11 protein-coding genes are annotated in these 15,817 nt (G+C 69.4%); 5 read left to right on the top strand and 6 right to left on the bottom strand.

Features of this window, described 5'->3' with window-relative positions; all coding sequences use genetic code 11:
- The first annotated feature begins 9 nt into the window (after positions 1–9).
- Together FXF60_RS04085 and FXF60_RS04080 are read left to right on the top strand one after the other, a co-directional pair.
- A complete protein-coding gene (locus FXF60_RS04085) occupies positions 10–1,503 on the top strand; it encodes an FGGY-family carbohydrate kinase (RefSeq protein ID WP_151524003.1) in 1,494 nt (497 codons plus the stop codon).
- Positions 1,500–3,158 carry a fucose isomerase gene (locus FXF60_RS04080; RefSeq protein ID WP_151524002.1) on the top strand — a complete coding sequence of 553 codons (1,659 nt, stop codon included), beginning with the start codon at positions 1,500–1,502 and terminating at the stop codon, positions 3,156–3,158. Before FXF60_RS04085 ends, FXF60_RS04080 begins: the two co-directional genes overlap by 4 nt.
- Here the strand turns inward: FXF60_RS04080 and FXF60_RS04075 are convergent.
- Genes FXF60_RS04075 through FXF60_RS04065 form a run of 3 tightly spaced genes read right to left on the bottom strand, consistent with a single transcriptional unit; the run spans position 3,134 to position 5,846 of the window.
- Positions 3,134–4,006: an amidohydrolase family protein gene (locus FXF60_RS04075; protein WP_151524001.1), complete on the bottom strand. Its 873-nt coding sequence runs from the start codon at positions 4,004–4,006 to the stop codon at positions 3,134–3,136. The genes FXF60_RS04080 and FXF60_RS04075 overlap by 25 nt on opposite strands.
- Positions 4,003–4,989: an aldo/keto reductase gene (locus FXF60_RS04070; protein WP_151524000.1), complete on the bottom strand. Its 987-nt coding sequence runs from the start codon at positions 4,987–4,989 to the stop codon at positions 4,003–4,005. Before FXF60_RS04070 ends, FXF60_RS04075 begins: the two co-directional genes overlap by 4 nt.
- 8 nt (positions 4,990–4,997) lie before the next feature.
- Entirely contained in the window at positions 4,998–5,846 is an 849-nt protein-coding gene (locus tag FXF60_RS04065; RefSeq protein ID WP_151523999.1) for a TrmH family RNA methyltransferase, read from the bottom strand.
- A gap of 134 nt (positions 5,847–5,980) precedes the next feature.
- Here FXF60_RS04065 and FXF60_RS04060 point away from each other — a divergent pair, with 134 nt between their 5' ends.
- A complete protein-coding gene (locus FXF60_RS04060; RefSeq protein ID WP_151523998.1) occupies positions 5,981–8,137 on the top strand; it encodes a DUF6351 family protein in 2,157 nt (718 codons plus the stop codon).
- A 9-nt stretch (positions 8,138–8,146) separates the two neighbouring features.
- Here the strand turns inward: FXF60_RS04060 and FXF60_RS04055 are convergent, their stop codons facing one another.
- A complete protein-coding gene (locus FXF60_RS04055; protein WP_151523997.1) occupies positions 8,147–9,406 on the bottom strand; it encodes a hypothetical protein in 1,260 nt (419 codons plus the stop codon).
- Between the two features lie 165 nt (positions 9,407–9,571).
- Positions 9,572–11,446: a DUF2075 domain-containing protein gene (locus FXF60_RS04050; protein WP_238335696.1), complete on the bottom strand. Its 1,875-nt coding sequence runs from the start codon at positions 11,444–11,446 to the stop codon at positions 9,572–9,574.
- A 707-nt stretch (positions 11,447–12,153) separates the two neighbouring features.
- Here FXF60_RS04050 and FXF60_RS04045 point away from each other — a divergent pair.
- Positions 12,154–14,316: a DUF8426 domain-containing protein gene (locus FXF60_RS04045; protein ID WP_151523995.1), complete on the top strand. Its 2,163-nt coding sequence runs from the start codon at positions 12,154–12,156 to the stop codon at positions 14,314–14,316.
- Positions 14,317–14,339: 23 nt separating this feature from the next.
- A complete protein-coding gene (locus FXF60_RS04040; protein WP_192796586.1) occupies positions 14,340–15,425 on the top strand; it encodes a 5-methylcytosine restriction system specificity protein McrC in 1,086 nt (361 codons plus the stop codon).
- A gap of 253 nt (positions 15,426–15,678) precedes the next feature.
- Here the strand turns inward: FXF60_RS04040 and FXF60_RS04035 are convergent.
- Positions 15,679–15,817 (bottom strand): ATP-binding protein (locus FXF60_RS04035; RefSeq protein ID WP_238335723.1); only part of this gene is annotated, 139 nt, incomplete at its 5' end.

Genomic DNA, 15,817 nt, shown 5'->3' with positions numbered 1-15,817 from the left:
GGATCAGGTATGCCTCGCGGATTCCTCGGCCTGGACGTCGGCACCTCCAGCACCAAGGCGGTGGTGGTGCTCGAGGACGGGTCGGTCGCGTCCTCCGCGACCCGGGAGCACCGGGTCCGGCGCCCCGCTCCCGGGCACGTGGAGATGGACCCCTCCGTCTGGTGGGAGGAGCTGGTGTCGCTCGTCGAGGAGCTCACCGGTGACGGCGCCGTCGACATCGCGGCCGTCGGGGTGAGCGGGATGGGTCCGTGCGTGGTGCTCACGGACGAGGAGGGCGTCCCCGTGCGTCCGGCCATCCTCTACGGCGTGGACAGCCGCGCCACCCGGCAGATCGAGAGGCTGGAGGGGGAGCTCGGGCGGGAGGAGATCCGCCGCCGGTGCGGGTCGGTGCTCTCCAGCCAGGCCGCCGGACCCAAGATCGCCTGGGTGGGCGACGAGGAGCCGCAGGCCTACGCCCGCGCCCGACGCGTGTTCATGCCGTCCTCGTGGCTGGTGCACCGGCTCACCGGTGCCTACCGGATGGACCGGCACTCGGCCAGCCAGTGCCAGCCGATGCTCGACCTCTCGACCGGGGAGTGGCACCGGCCCTGGGCCGAGCTGGTCGCCCCGGGGATCGAGCTGCCCGAGCTGGCCTGGCCGGGGGAGGTCGTCGGCCGCACCACCTCCCGGGTCGGTGGCATCGAGGCGGGCGTGCCCGTCGTGGCCGGGACGATCGACGCCTGGGCCGAGGCGGTGAGCGTCGGCGCGCAGACGCCGGGCGACCTCATGCTCATGTACGGCACGACGATGTTCCTCATCGCCACGGCCGACCAGCCCCGGACCAGCGAGGTCCTGTGGGGGACCGTCGGCGCGTTCCCCGGGACCTTCAACCTCGCCGGTGGGATGGCCTCCTCGGGCTCGGTGACCGCCTGGGTGCGGGAGCTCACCGGCGGCGCCGACTTCGGCACCCTGCTGGACGAGGCCGAGGCCAGCGGTGTCGGGGCCGGCGGGCTGCTCATGCTGCCCTACTTCGACGGCGAGCGGACGCCCGTGTCCGACCCGCGGGCGCGAGGGCTCGTGGTGGGCCTGACCCTGTCGCACACCCGGGGCGACCTCTACCGCGCGGCGCTGGAGGCGACGGCCTTCGGGGTGCGGCACAACATCGAGGCCCTGCGTGCCGAGGGGGTGGAGGTCCGGCGGGTGGTCGCTGCCGGTGGGGGTGTGCAGCACCCGCTCTGGCCGCAGGTGGTCACGGACGTCACCGGCCTGGAGCAGGTCATTCCGGAAACCACGGTGGGCGCCAGCTACGGGATGGCCCGTCTCGCCGCCGCCTCCACCGGCGACGTCGACGTCGACCGCTGGAACCCTCCGGCCCGCACGACCGAGCCGGACCCGGAGAGCCGGCGCCGCTACGACGACCTGTACCCGATGTACCGGCAGCTCTACCCCGCCACGGCCGAGGTCGCGCACGCCCTGGCCGACCTGCAGCACGATCTCGCCACGACCAGAGAGGACCCCTCATGACCTATCTCTTCCCCGAGGCCCCGGCGACACCCACGGCGCCCGAGCGCACGGCATACCTCATCGCCAGCGGCGACCTGCGCGAGTCCGCCAACACGGCCGGCTGGCCGGTGCAGCAGGAGCTGGAGCGGATCGTCGGCGGCGCCCTCGCCGAGCACGGGTGGGAGGTGGTCCGCGCGATCGAGGTCGACCCGCGCACCGGCCACGGCTTCATCTCCTCCCAGCGGATGGGCCTGGGGGCCTTCAAAGCCATCCCGCCGGACGCGCCGCTCGTCGTGGCCGAGGCGGTCTGGCAGTACAGCCACCACGTGCTGGCCGGGCTGCGCACCCACCGGGGCCCGATCCTCACCGTCGCCAACTTCGCCGGCGAGTGGCCGGGGCTGGTGGGCCTGCTCGGGCTCAACGCCGGCCTCACCAAGATGGGCCGTGACTACTCCACGCTGTGGACCGTGGACGGGACCGACGACTGGTTCCGCGAGGGGATCCGGGAGTGGCTGACGACCGGCGAGGTCACCCACGACGACGCGCACGTGCGCGACCTGCCGGCCCTGCCCGAGTCGGCCGAGCGGGACCTGGGTGTCGCGCTGGCCGAGCAGCTGCTGCGCGACAAGGCCATCATCGGGGTCTTCGACGAGGGCTGCATGGGGATGTACAACGCGATCATCGACGACGAGCTGCTCAACCCCGTCGGGATCTACAAGGAGCGGCTCTCCCAGAGCGCCCTCTGGGCGGAGATGCAGCGCGTCGACGACGCCGAGGCCAGGGCCGTCGGCGACTGGCTGACGGAGGCCGGGATGACCTTCCGGCTCGGGGAGGACGAGGACACCGAGCTCACCGAGCGGCAGCTGCTGTGGCAGTACAAGATGTACGTCGCGGCGCTGCGGATCTCGGACGACTTCGGCCTGGACGCCGTGGGCATCCAGTACCAGCAGGGGCTGAAGGACCTGGCGCCGGCCTCGGACCTGGTGGAGGGGCTGCTCAACAACGTGCAGCGGCCGCCGGTCACCAGCAGGGACGGCTCCCGCGAGCTCTATCCCGGCGTCGCGCTGCCGCACTTCAACGAGGTGGACGAGGGGGTGGCGGTGGACGCCCTGGTCACCAACCGGGTGTGGACCGCCATGGGGCTCGACCCCGCCACCACGCTGCACGACGTGCGGTGGGGCGAGGAGTTCGAGGGCGACTTCGTCTGGGTCTACGAGATCTCCGGGTCCGTGCCTCCCTCGCACTTCGCGCAGGGGTATGCCGGTGCCGAGGGATGGCGCCAGGGCAACGTCTTCTTCCCCGCCGGCGGCGCGACGATCAACGGCGTGTCCAAGCCCGGCGAGATCGTGTGGTCACGGGTCTACGTCGCGCAGGGCGCGCTGCACGTCGACATCGGCCGGGCCTCGGTGGTCGAGCTGCCCGAGGAGGAGTCGACGCGGCGCAAGGAGGCGACCAACCCCGAGTGGCCGGTCGCCCACGTCGTCCTGCACGGCGTCACGCGCAACCAGTTCATGGCGCGGCACAAGGCCAACCATGTCCAGATCGCCTACGGCGAGGACGCGGACAGCGCCGACCGGGCGCTGCTGGCCAAGGCGGCCCTCTTCGACCGGCTCGGCCTGCAGGTGCACCTGTGCGGCGACGTGCCGGTGGCTCAGGCCGGGAGCGGGAGCCGGTAGGTCCGGGCCGCGGTGCCGGACCAGACCGCCTCCGCCTCGGCCTCGCTGAGGCTGCCGATGAGCTCGGCGAGCACCTCGAAGGTGGGCACGTAGTCGTCGGTGAGCCGGGTCATCGGCCAGTCGCCGCCATACATCATCCGGTCCGGGCCGAAGGCCTCCAGGGCGACCTCGAAGGACGGGCGGAGCGCGTCGGCGGTGTAGGGGATCCCGTCCAGGTGCAGGCCGGAGAGCTTGACGACCGTGGTGGGCACCGCGGCGCTCTCGCGCAGGCAGCGGGCCCACGCGTCCCAGGCGTCCGGGTCGCTGGGCGGCTTGGCCAGGTGGTCGATCACGACGGTGAGGTCCGGGTGGCGGCGCGCGGTGGCGGCGATGTCTGCGGCGAACCAGGGCCACGCGTCGGGGAGGTCGAGCGTGAGCCCTGCCTGCGCGAGGCGGTCCAGGCTCGCGTGCACGGGGTCGAGGCGCAGGAACTCCTCGGCCCGCGGGTCGCGGTGGATGAGGTGCCGGACCCCCTTGACGAGGGGATCGGCCAGCAGGCCCTCCACGTGCTCCGCGGTGGCTGCGGGGTCGTCCAGCGGCGCCCAGCCGACGACACCGGTGATCCGGGTGGGGTGGGAGGCCGCCAGCGCGCCGGGCAGGCGTCCGTGCGCCATGTCCAGCATGTATGCCGTGTCCGTCGCCGAGTCCTCGGCCTGGACGAGGACGACCTGGTCGACGCCGCACCGTGCCAGCGCGTCCGCGTTGCGCTCGGGGGTGTGCACCTCGAGCAGCGGGCCGAGGTCGTCGGTGATCCAGTCGTAGTCGCTGACCGTGCGGTCCCACACGTGCATGTGGCTGTCGATGATCACGGGATCAGTCCTTCCTCTCGCAGGTCCGACCACAGCTGAGCGGGCACCGAAGCGCGCATCCGGGCGACGTTCTGCCGCACCTGGTCACCCGTCGCCGCCCCCATGACGACCGCCACCACCTGGGGGTGCTGGAGGCCGAACTGCAGCGCGGCGGCGGGCAGCTCGGTGTCGTGGGCGGCGCAGACCTCGGCCAGGCGCACCGCCCGCCGGTGCTTGTCCTCGGGGACCTCGGCGTACTCGTAGTGGGCGTCGCGCGCGGGGGTGGGGCTGGCGAGCAGCCCGGAGTTGAACTGGGCGGTGTTGACGATGCCGATCCCGGCGGAGCCGCACTCGTCGAGCAGCTCGGGGTGGGCGGGTTGCTCGAGCAGGGTGTAGCGGCCGGCCAGCATGAGCAGGTCGATGCCCCCGATGGCCGCGGCGGCACGGGCTGCTGCGACCGAGCCGGTGCCCACGCCGGCGTGGGCGACGACACCTTCCTCGCGCAGCCGGCACACCGCGGGGAGGGCCGACTCGAGGTGGGGCAGTGTGCGCTCGGCGCCGTGCTGCTCCGGGTCGTGCACGTAGACGGTGTCGATGCGGTCCAGCCCCATCCGGTCGAGGGAGTCCTCCACCGACCGTCGCACCCCGTCGGAGGAGTAGTCGACGACCCGTCGCCGCGTGGCCGGCACGTCGAACTGGTCGAAGGGGTCGCTCTCCCCGGCGAAGGCCTCGTTCGGGACGAGCAGCCGGCCGACCTTGGTCGAGAGGTGGAACTCTTCGCGCGGCTTGGTGCGCAGGAACGCCCCGAGCCGCTCCTCGCTCAGTCCCAGGCCGTAGTGCGGGGCGGTGTCGAAGTGCCGGACGCCTCCCTCCCAGGCGGCCTCGAAGAGGGCCGCGGCGTCCTCGTCGCTCATCGCGGTGTAGAGGTTCCCGGCGTTCGCCGCGCCCAGTCCCAGCGGGCCGAAGGTGGACAGGGACGGGCCGGACGGCGGGGGAGCGGGCATGGGGCCAGTTAACCAGCCGGCGGTGGCCCGCTCAGCCGCGCCCGCATCGCGGCGTGCAGCACGATCGACGCGGCGACCGCGGCGTTGAGCGAGCTCGCCGAGCCGGCCATGGGGATGCTCAGCACGCCGTCGCACGCCTCCCGCCAGGCCTGCGCCATGCCGCGCGTCTCGTTGCCGACGACGAGCACCGTCGGTGCGGCCCAGGGCACCCGGCCCAGGTCGGTCTCGGCGCCCTCGTCGGTGCCCCAGATCTGGAGGGGTATGCCCTGGGCCCGCTGCGCGGCGACCCAGTCCAGGACGGTCCGTGCGGACGGGACCCGCACGGTCGGGACCGCGAAGCAGGAGCCGGTGGAGGCGCGCACCGCCTTGGGGTCGTAGGGGTCGGCGGCGTGGCCGGTGATCACCAGGCCGGTCCCGCCGAAGGCGTCGACGGAGCGCTGCAGGGTGCCGATGTTGCCCGGTTGCCCGGGCCGGTCGAAGACCGTGACGAGGGGGACGGTGCCGGGCCGGTGCAGCCGCTCCAGGTCGTCCGGCGGCATCCGGACCACGGCCAGCAGCTCGGTGCCCTCGTCCTCTCGCTGGGCCAGCTCGGCGAGCAGCGGCGGGGCCACCTCGTAGCGCTCGCCGCCCGCGTCCGCCCACGCCTGCTCGGCCCACGTCGAGGGGCGGGCGCCGAGGGGACGCAGCAGCGCGCGCACCTGCCAGCCGTGCGCGAGCGCCTGGCTGATCGGGCGCACCCCGTGCACGAGGAACTCGCCCGCGCGGTGCCGCGCGGTGCGGTTGCCCAGCAGCGACTGCCACCGCTGGAAGGTGGCGTTGCGGGTGGTGACGCGCAGCGGGCGGTGGGGTGTGGGCATACCGCCGATCGAACCAGACCGACTCGCGAGGGACGGGATGAAAACGCTTACGGAACCTTTACCCGCAGGGCCGTCCCGGGGCTCTGGCCGGTGCTACGTTGCCAGGAGGTCCCGCTCACAGACGAGGAACAGCGATGAAGCTCCTGCTCGGCACGGCCCTGACCGCCCTGGCCCTGATGACGGCCCAGCTGACCACTCCGGCGACCAGCGACGCGGCGGACGGCCGCGGGTCCGGCCTCGAGATCCGCACGGTGTCCAGCGCACCCGACCTCGTCACCTCGGGCGACGCGCTCGTCGAGGTCTCGGTACCGCGCAAGGTCGACCCGCGGCGGGTCACGGTCCGCCTCGGGCGGGAGGACGTCTCCGACTCCTTCACCTGGGAGCGGGAGCGTCGCGTGCTCGTGGGCGTCGTGGACGGCCTGTCGCTGGGGAAGAACACGCTCACCGCGTCGGCCGGCTGGCGCGACCGTCGTGGCGACCGGCTCACGCTCATCAACCACCCCGACGAGGGGCCGCTGTTCTCCGGTCCGCACGAGGAGCCGTTCATCTGCGAGACGGACAGCTTCGGTGTGCCCGTGGTCGGGGGCACGCTCGGCGCGCCGCTGGACGCGGACTGCTCCATCGAGGACCGGGTCGACTACTTCTACCGGACCGTGGACGAGCAGTACCTCGCGTGGCCGGAGGGGGCGACGGCATACCCGGAGGACCTGGCCCGCACCACGCCCACCGAGGGTGAGGAGGTCCCCTTCATCGTGCGGATGGAGACGGGCACCGCCAACCGGGGCATCTTCCAGCACACTACCCTGCACGACCCGCTGACCGAGCCCGAGCCGACACCGACCGAGCGGGGCGCGGGCTGGAACGGCAAGGTCGTCTACACCCTCGGCGGCGGGTGCACCGGCGGCTGGTTCCGGCAGGGCGCCTCGACCGGCGGCGTCACCGACCCGTGGATGCTGGGCCAGGGGTATGCCCTGGCCTCCTCCAGCCTCAACGTCTTCGGGCAGAACTGCTCGGACCTGCTGACCTCCGAGACCGCGCAGATGACGAAGGAGGAGTTCATCGAGCGCTACGGCCGTGACGACTTCACCATCGGCTTCGGCTGCTCCGGGGGCAGCTACCAGGCGCACCAGGCGGCGGACAACTACCCGGGGATCTTCGACGGGATCGTCGTCGGCTGCTCCTTCCCGGAGGTCGGCTTCGGCACGGTGAACTTCATCACCGACGCCCGTCTGCTGGACCACTACTTCAGCGGCACCGCGACCGCGTGGAGCGAGGAGCAGAAGCGCGCGGTGACCGGCTTCCAGACCCTGGCGACGATGACCAACGTGGCCTACGGCGCCCAGCGCATCGATCCGCGCGTGTTCTGCCCCGACGTGCTCCCGGAGGAGCTGCGCTACGACCCGGACACCAACCCGGGCGGGGCCAGGTGCGACGTCTACGACCACACCGTCAACGTCTACGGCACGGACCCGGAGACCGGCTTCGCGCTGCGGCCGCTCGACAACGTGGGGATCCAGTACGGCCTGGGGGCGCTGCGGGAGGGCGCGATCTCGGTCGACCAGTTCCTCGACCTCAACGAGCAGATCGGCGGCTACGACCAGGACGGCGGCTTCCAGGAGGGCCGGTCGGTGGCCGACCTCCCCGCCGTGGAGGCCGCCTACGAGACCGGGCGTCTCACGAACGGCGGCGGCGGTCTGGCGAGCACCCCGGTCATCGACTACCGCGCCTATTACGACGACGTCACCAACGGCGACATCCACGTGCGCTACCACACCAACTCGATGCGCGAGCGGATGCGGGCGGCCAACGGGTCCGTGGCAAACCACGTGAGCCTCGTCGAGGACAACCGCTACGGCCTCTTCAGCACCGGCAGCCCGCTGTTGCAGCACGCGGTGGTGCAGATGGACGCGTGGCTGTCCGACCTCGACCTGGAGGGCCGGAAGCGGCCGAGCCTGCGCGAGATCGGGCGGGCCAGGCCGCACGACCTGGTCGAGGGATGTATGACGCGCGACGCCGAGCCGACCTTCGTCGCCGAGACCCTGGATCGCGACCCGGAGGGCACCTGCGAGCAGCTCTATCCCTCGGCGAGCTTCCCGCGTGAGGTCGCCGGCGAGTCGGTGCGCGCCGACGTCATCGTGTGCCAGACGCGCGACCCGAGGCGCCGGTCCTACCCGCCCATGAGTGATGAGCAGTGGAGCCGGTTGCGGGAGGTCTTCGCGGAGGGCGTCTGCGACTACCGCCGCCGCGGGGTGGAGCAGCAGGGCCTGGACGGCGTCTGGCTGCGCTTCTGAGGCGGTGTCTCAGCCGGCCCAGGCGGGCAACGTCTCAACCATCGGCTGGTCGGTCTCCCAGTAGCGGACGACCGTCCAGCCGTCCGCGGCGGGCTGCAGCAGCACCGCGGTGTCCCGGACCGGGTCCACCGGGTCGATCGGGACGTCCGGGACCGGTGCCCGCAGGGCCGTGACGAGCACCTCGCCCCCGACCTCCACCGGCCCGTCGACGCAGGACTCACCGGGCAGCATCGCCTCGCACGGCGGGTAGCCGGAGACCTGCCAGAGCAGGAAGGCGGCGTCCTCGGGGCCGGCGGCAGGCAGGACGCTGCCGACCAGGGGGTGGTCGGTGCCGTCGCCCGGATCCGCAGCAGCGGAGCCGTCGCCCGGGTCCGTGCCAGGCTCCTCGTCCCCGAGCCAGACGGAGCCGTCATCAGGGAAGGGGCCGGTGCCCTCGTCCCCGAGCCAGACCGAGCCGTCATCGGGGAACGGACCGGTGCCCTCGCCCTGGAGGCTGTCGTCCTGCAACGTCTCCGGCGCGGCCACGACCCCGCCCTCGGGGCCCGGCTCCACGGCGCCGACGTCGTCGGGCTGCACCTGCACGTCGGTGTCCTCGACGGATGCGTCCTCCTCGGGCTCGGCCGTCGCAGGCTCGGCGGACTCCGCAGCCTGCGCGTCCCGCCAGCCGTCCGGATCCTGACCGGCCCGGGTGTGGATGAGCAGGTCCACCACCCAGGCGGCGCGCAGCCCGGTGGTCTCGCGGGACAGCGAGGGTCGGTAGACGACGCCGTCCTCGTAGATGGTCCAGGTCACCCAGTAGCGCTCGTCGTCCAGCGCCACCTGGGCGCCCCGCTCCACGTTGACGAAGTACGGCACCCCGCCGACCTCGCGCACCTCGGTGTAGTCGTCGTCGTCCTGCGCGTACTCGGCCAGGGTCGCCTCGTGGTCCTCCTGGGTGGAGAAGTCGTCCCATCCCGTGTCGATCGTCACCCGCGCGGAGTCGCCCTCCTCCGGCGGGGTCCCGGCGGTGGTGACGGTGTAGACGCAGAGCCCAGGCAGCTCCTCGTCGGGCGTGATGGTCACCACCTGTTCCTCGACGTGCAGCGTCGTGAGATAGGCGCTCATCGTGTCCTCGGTGAGCGGGCAGCCGCCTGCCTCGGCCGAGCCGCCGCAGCCCGTGAGGGTGAGGCCCGCCAGCACGGCGACGGGGAGCACCGCCCGTGGCCGACGCCAGGACGGCGGGGCAGGAGGGGTGTCGGTGCAGGGGTAGCAGACAGCAGTAGCGGCCATCACGGGCTCCTCGCCAGGCGGCGCCCACGGTGACGCCGGTTCACAGGGTTCGGTCAGGCTACACCCGGGAGGGTGAGGCTCGCAGGCCCTCGACGTGTCCATGAGCGAAAGCCTGTCGATCCGTCGGTGTGTGGTTGTGGGTCGTGGGCAGCAAGTCGCCGCCCGCTATCTCCGCATCAGACTTCGGAGGAAGTCTCTCGTCTGTGGGTCGGTGGAGTAGATCCAGGCGGTCTGCATCCCGCGCGTCAGGAGCACCTTGTAGACGTTGCGCACGAGCCGGTCGAAGTCGTGCTCCGACACCTTCGTGCGGTTGCGCAGGGCCGGGTCCCTGTTCCCTTCGCGCACCGAGCGCCAGTGACCGTCTCGCCAGACGAGGTCGGGCCCGATGATGATCCCGGCATGGTCGTACTCGAAGCCCTGCGCGGTGTAGATGCACCCCACCTGCCCGAAGCCGGCAGGGTCCGTCGCCCACAGCGCGGCCGCCGGCGCTCCGCCGACCGAGCGATCGCCCTTGAGGTTCCACGGGCGCGACCAGTCACCGATCCGCACGTCCGGCACGAGCGTCCCGTCTGGCTCTGGGTCCGACCACGGCCAGCAATAACCTGCCGCCATCCGCGCGGTGTAGCCATCGTCCTGACGCACGGCCAAGACGTGCTCTAGCTCTTCGGGGGAGTCCACGGCGTGCAGCTCGAATGTCCCGTCACCCTCCCAGGTGAAGGGCCCGCCCGGGGCCAGCCCGAGGAGCCGCTCGACCCACTCGACATACAGCGCCGACCCACCGCACCGGAACTGATCGTCGAGGTCGATTTCGTGCACGTCCATGCCCAGTGACTCGGCGTACTCGGTGATCGCAAGCACCGTGCCCATCTCTCCGGGCCGCACGACTTGGTTCTGGTCGAGCAGGAAGACCGGCACCCGGGCAGCGCTGAGCAGCTCGTCGAGCTGTGGCCGCCCGGTCCGGTGCTCCTTGCGGGTGAACCGCGACTCCGACGTCTCCCGGATGCGGTGCGCCTCGTCGAGGATCAGGCACTCCAGCTCGTTCGGCTCCGCCGCCATGAAGCCGTTGAAGTAGCCGAACAGCTTGCGCACCCGCGGTGCTCGGGAAGCCGCCACCTTTCGCAGTGTCTGGGTGAAAGACTGTGAGCCCGTCGCGTGCATGACGCCACGCCCCTGCCGCGACAGCTCACCCATCAGCGACAGCGCGATGACGCTCTTGCCGCTGCCAGGTCCGCCGCTGACGACGACCGCCGTCTTGGTGTTGCCCCGCCGCGCCCTCTCGACCGCGTGCAGGACCAGTTCGTACGCGTCGCGCTGCTCGTCGAGCAGCACGAACTGCTCCCGCCGCTGCACCTCGTCGGCCGCCAGGGCCAAGAGCTGCTTGGAGGGCGCGATGCGGCTGCCCAGTAGTTGGTCGGCATACTCAGCCCCTGGCACGCCGGGCGCGAAGCGGCTCCTCAGGTAGTCGAGAAAGTCACCCCGGTCCTGCCCGCTGAACATCCGTGCTGGCCGCGCGCTGTCAGGGCTCGCCATGTCGCGCAGGTCCGCGATGCCCAGGTTGGTCGCGTTGTGCAGGTATGCCGTGCCGGCGAGCTCGTGCTCGTCCTCAGCCAGGGTCACGACGAAGTCGGTGAGGTAGTCGCAGTAGCCCCGCACCTGTTCCAGCGGGTGCAGCACGGGGCGGTCCCCGTAGCCGTCGATCCGCACGAGGACGTCGCTGTCCTCGAACCGTTCGGCCTCGCTCCACTGCTTCAGCTCGACGACGAGGTATGACGGGCGTCCGGTCTGCGGATGCTGTCCCGCCAGGACGACGTCGGCGCGCTTGCTGGTCAGCGGAAGCTGGTACTCGACGAGCATCTCGACGTCGCCGAGCCCGGCGTCGATGAGATCGGCGCGCAGGCGGGGGAGACTGCGCTCCCACGAGCGGCGTTCGGAGGGGGAGGCTGAACGACCTGTCGTGATGGCCATCTGCTCCGCGATGTGCTGGGCGAGTTGGGCCTCGCCTACGGACAGCCCCTGCGCGGACGATCGAAGCAAGAACACCGGCAGGACTCCCCAGGCAGCACGAAACTCGTGCGGGTGGGGGCGTGTCCGGAGTGGAAGCCCGTCGGGCCGCGTATGACGCGACCCACTCTAGGTCGCAGACGCGATCCTGAGAGAAGGGAGGTTAGGCGAACCCAGTAGATGTCGACGAACTGGCAGCTATTGCGGCCGTCGTCCGGCGGATGCACGGCGGTAAGGAAATTCCGCACCGGCCACGACGACGCTGCACGGAGCCAGGACGCGCAATGCGAGATGACGGACCTGGTCGACTACCTACAACCCCAGCTCAAAAGGTCGAGAAGTGAAGAGGTGGCAAACTCGGCGACGCGCTAGCCGTCCAGACTGGCGGGTACGCGCTCGCCCACCCCAGGCGTGGCATGGCACCGCTAGCGGTGAAGTTTCGACTTCCGGGCTGTTGGGGGCGTCTTTCCGCCCAATATGACGTAGCAGACAGTCGCTCGAACATGCACCGGGGACAGAGCCCTACGAGATCCGCCGTTGGCACGGACGCGGTTGCACGCTGTGCCCAAGCGCGGCGACGGAGTGCGTCGATCCAGAAGTTGGGGCGTCGGGGGTGGGCTTTCGATTCGAGGACGCGCGAGCAGCGCAGAGTCGATGCCTCCCGGGCTTGCTGAAGTTGACATGGCAGTGGGCCGAATCTGAGGGCGAGCCTTCCGAATCGCCGCCGGGCCAGGAAAGATAAGACCATGGCTACGACCTGGGGCATCCACAACAATCAAAGTAGCGTTGATCCTGTAACGGACGGTGCCGTGCGGATCGGCTGGGACGAGATGGGCGACCTCGCGCAGCTGGAGGCTACGCGCGACGCCTTCAAGGCAGCCATGTCGGAGCGGATGCCGCAGATCGACGATGCCAGCATCCCCTACCAGGCAGGCACCGTGTACCGGTTCGTCCACGCGGTGAAGGTCGGCGACATCGTTGTTTGTCCGGACCGCCAGACCAGCACGCTCAACATCGGCCGCGTGTCGGGCCCCTACGAACTTCATCCCACGAGCGACGTGCACAAGCATTGGCGGCCAGTGACGTGGATTCGCACGGGCGTTCCTCGGGACGAGCTGTCGTACCCAGCCCAAGAGGAAATCAGCTCCGCGACGACGCTTTTTCAAATCGTGACAGGCGAAGACGAGATAGGGCACCTCCTGGCAACGCCCCAGCGGGACACGAAGCCGGACTACTCATGGACAGACTTCTACCCGCGACTGGGGGACGCACTCATGCAGTACCGGGGAGATCGGACAGCCCTCCTTGAAAGGTTGTGGGCGGCGTCTACGGCGTCCCAACGCCCCCAGTTGTTCAAGTACCTGCGGGGTGACCGCCGCGTCGACGGATCTAGAGGTCCGGTCCGCGACATAGACCCCTTCACCGTGCTCGGCTCGTTCAACCGCGGCATTCGCAACGACGCACGCGCTCTGATCGCCGCAGCGTTCGGCGAGGAGTTCAGCCTCGGTCCGCCGTTTCCCACGTCATTCGCTGGAGTGCCTGTCCTCAACAACTTGAACTCGTGGTTCTTTCACTGGGAGAAGGACCGTGGAGAGCACGACATCGACGCGCTGTGGGACCTCGGACGTGCCGCAATCGACTACGCGACTGATGCGAATGAAGCAACGCGTGAGCGGCTGGTTGCAACCTTCGATGCGTGCCCGGGTGTTGGTGCGCGAAAGTTGTCCATCGCGCTCTACTGGATCCGCCCCGGGTCGTTCGCATCCTATGACTCCACGAGCACGGCATTCCTGAAGACCAACTTTCCTGCGATCGCCGGCCGCCTTTCTCTCGACGCCAAACTCGGCGGCGAACAGTTTCTAGCCAACACCGAGACCATGGCTGCCTGGATCGCGGATTCCACTTCGCCCTTTGACACGTTCCCGCAATTCTCCCAAGCGGCATGGAACGCTCTGTCAGCACCCGAACCGAACCCGGCTCCTGACGATCTGAGCGACACAGAGGCAGACGTCCTACGTGGCGAGAGTTATGACTTGGAATCAATCCGCGACCAAGGGTGCTTCATACCTGAGGCGGAGCTAGAGCCGATGCTCGAGCGGCTGCGAGCCAAGAAGAACATGATCCTGCAGGGCCCTCCCGGAACCGGAAAGACTTGGTTGGGCCGAAGGCTCGGCTGGGCGCTCTGCAACCAAAAGAACAGCAAGCGGGTCCAAGTGCTCCAGTTTCATCCATCGCTTACTTACGAGGACTTCGTCCGAGGATGGCGGCCGACGTCAACGACTGGACTCGAGCTCACGGATGGCTTCTTCCTGGACCTGTGTACGCAGGCGAGTGCAGACCCGGACAACAACTACGTCCTGGTGATCGAAGAGATCAATCGTGGCAACCCAGCTCAAATCTTCGGCGAGCTACTCACGTTGATCGAGGCGGACAAGCGCTTCCCCGATCAGGCAATGCGGCTGGCGTACCCCCGTAGCAAGGATGAGGCCTTTTTCATTCCACCGAATCTACACTTGATCGGCACAATGAACGTCGCTGACCGGTCGTTGGCTATCGTGGACATGGCGCTGAGGCGGCGGTTTGCTTTCATTGAGCTCAAGCCTGAGTTCGGTGATGACTGGGTGGAGTACGTGTCTGGGCTGGGCTACGACCGAGAGCGCCTGGAGGTGTACGGCAAGCGACTGGAAGCGCTCAATGAGACCATCACTCAGGACTCCGCCCTCGGGCGGCAGTACTGCATCGGCCACAGTTTCTTCACACCGACGGTGAGCCTTGTCCAAACTGGACTGGACACTCGTAGCTGGTGGCAGCGCGTTGTCGAGACCGACGTGCGTCCACTTCTGGAGGAGTACTGGTTCGACAGGCCCGATCTTGCCGAGACCTCCTGCCAGGCTCTGCTCGGACCGTGACTTTAAGAATCCCAATCCGGAACGTGTGGCTGCTGCAGCTCTACGCGTCTTCCCTCTACCGCGCGGTCGGCCACAAGTTCGCGGCCGCCGAGGAAAACCCCGAGGACCTGCCCGCCCTCGTCGCGGGCATTCTCGCCGATGCGGTGACGCAGAGGTTGCACACTGGCCTCTCTGTGGGATTCCGGCAGACTTCGCGCCCGGTGACGAGGATCCGAGGCCGGATCAACGTTCTTCCCACTGCGCGGCACCAGTTATTGCCACGCGGGCAGGTGCACTGCACCTTCGATGAGGTCGTCACCGACACCCCGGCCAACCGCCTAGTGAGGTTTGCGCTCTGGCGGGCTGCAGTGCTTGTTCCTGGCGAGCCGCGTCTGCGGTCGCTTGCTCTCCAGTTCGAGGCTGCAGGTGTCCGCGGCCCATGCCCACCGCTCAGCCATGTGCCAGGCTTGCACCGCGAGCGGCTTCTTGTACGCGACAGACAGATGATCGCGGCCGCAGATCTGTTGCTCGGGCTCGCGCTCCCCGCGACCGATGATGGAAGCAAGTTCTTGCCGGTACCGGACATGAACGAGCACTACCTTCGCGACCTGTTCGAGCGAGCGTGCGTGGGCTTTTACCGGCTACGCCTTCGGCCGCAAGGGTGGAAGGTCAAGCACGGCTCGCGGTTGAAGTGGGACGCCTCCTCCATGTCCTCGGGCATGGATGGACTACTACCCAGCATGAAGCTCGACATCGAGCTCGTCCAGCCGCACCCGACGGGGCCTGGTCGTCGCCGAATCATCGTCGACACCAAGTTCACGTCGGTAACCAAGACAAACCAGTTCGGCGACCTGAAGTTGAGGAGCGGCTACGTCTACCAGATCTATGCCTACCTGATGTCCCAGGAGGCGTCGGAGATCGACCCGAAGTCGGAAGGGTTGATGCTGCATCCAACGGTAGGCGAGCCAGTTGACGAGGAAGTTGTGATTCAGGGGCATCGGATCAGATTCGCGACGGTCGACCTAGCAGCCGACGCGCCGACCATGGCCGACCAGCTGCTTGAGGCGATCACTCCATCCTGTCCGAGTGCCGCTCCAACAGTTCCCGTACGAGCGCGACCGCCCGAGTGAGTGAGCTTGGGGCAGACTTCCGACGGGCGGCGCCACCGCGATAGTCGCGGGCTGACCTACATCGATGCGCCTGCCGCAGGGCGCACCTTCGATATATCGCCATGGGTGGGGACATACCGCCGCGTTCCGCGAGGATGGGGCGTGGTGGCGCAGTCTGTACAAGGCGATTTGCGCGCGTCGTATCTGCCAAGCCGTGTCAACGGCAGGCCAAATCTGACCCCCTGACGGCAGGTGAAAGCTGACCCCCTGCATGTCAGTTCTCTTCCTGGTTTGTGGCCGCGGGGACGCGGCCGAGGTCTCGATCCTTGAGCCGGTAGGAGTCACCGCGCAGGTTGATGACCTCGGCGTGGTGGACCAGGCGGTCGATCATCGCGGCAGCCACGACGTCGTCA

It is taken from the genome of Serinicoccus kebangsaanensis, assembly GCF_008919445.1.
Taxonomy (GTDB): Bacteria; Actinomycetota; Actinomycetes; order Actinomycetales; family Dermatophilaceae; genus Ornithinicoccus; species Ornithinicoccus kebangsaanensis.
Note: the sequence above shows the minus strand (reverse complement) of the source record. Positions and strands in the feature narration are given on the sequence as shown.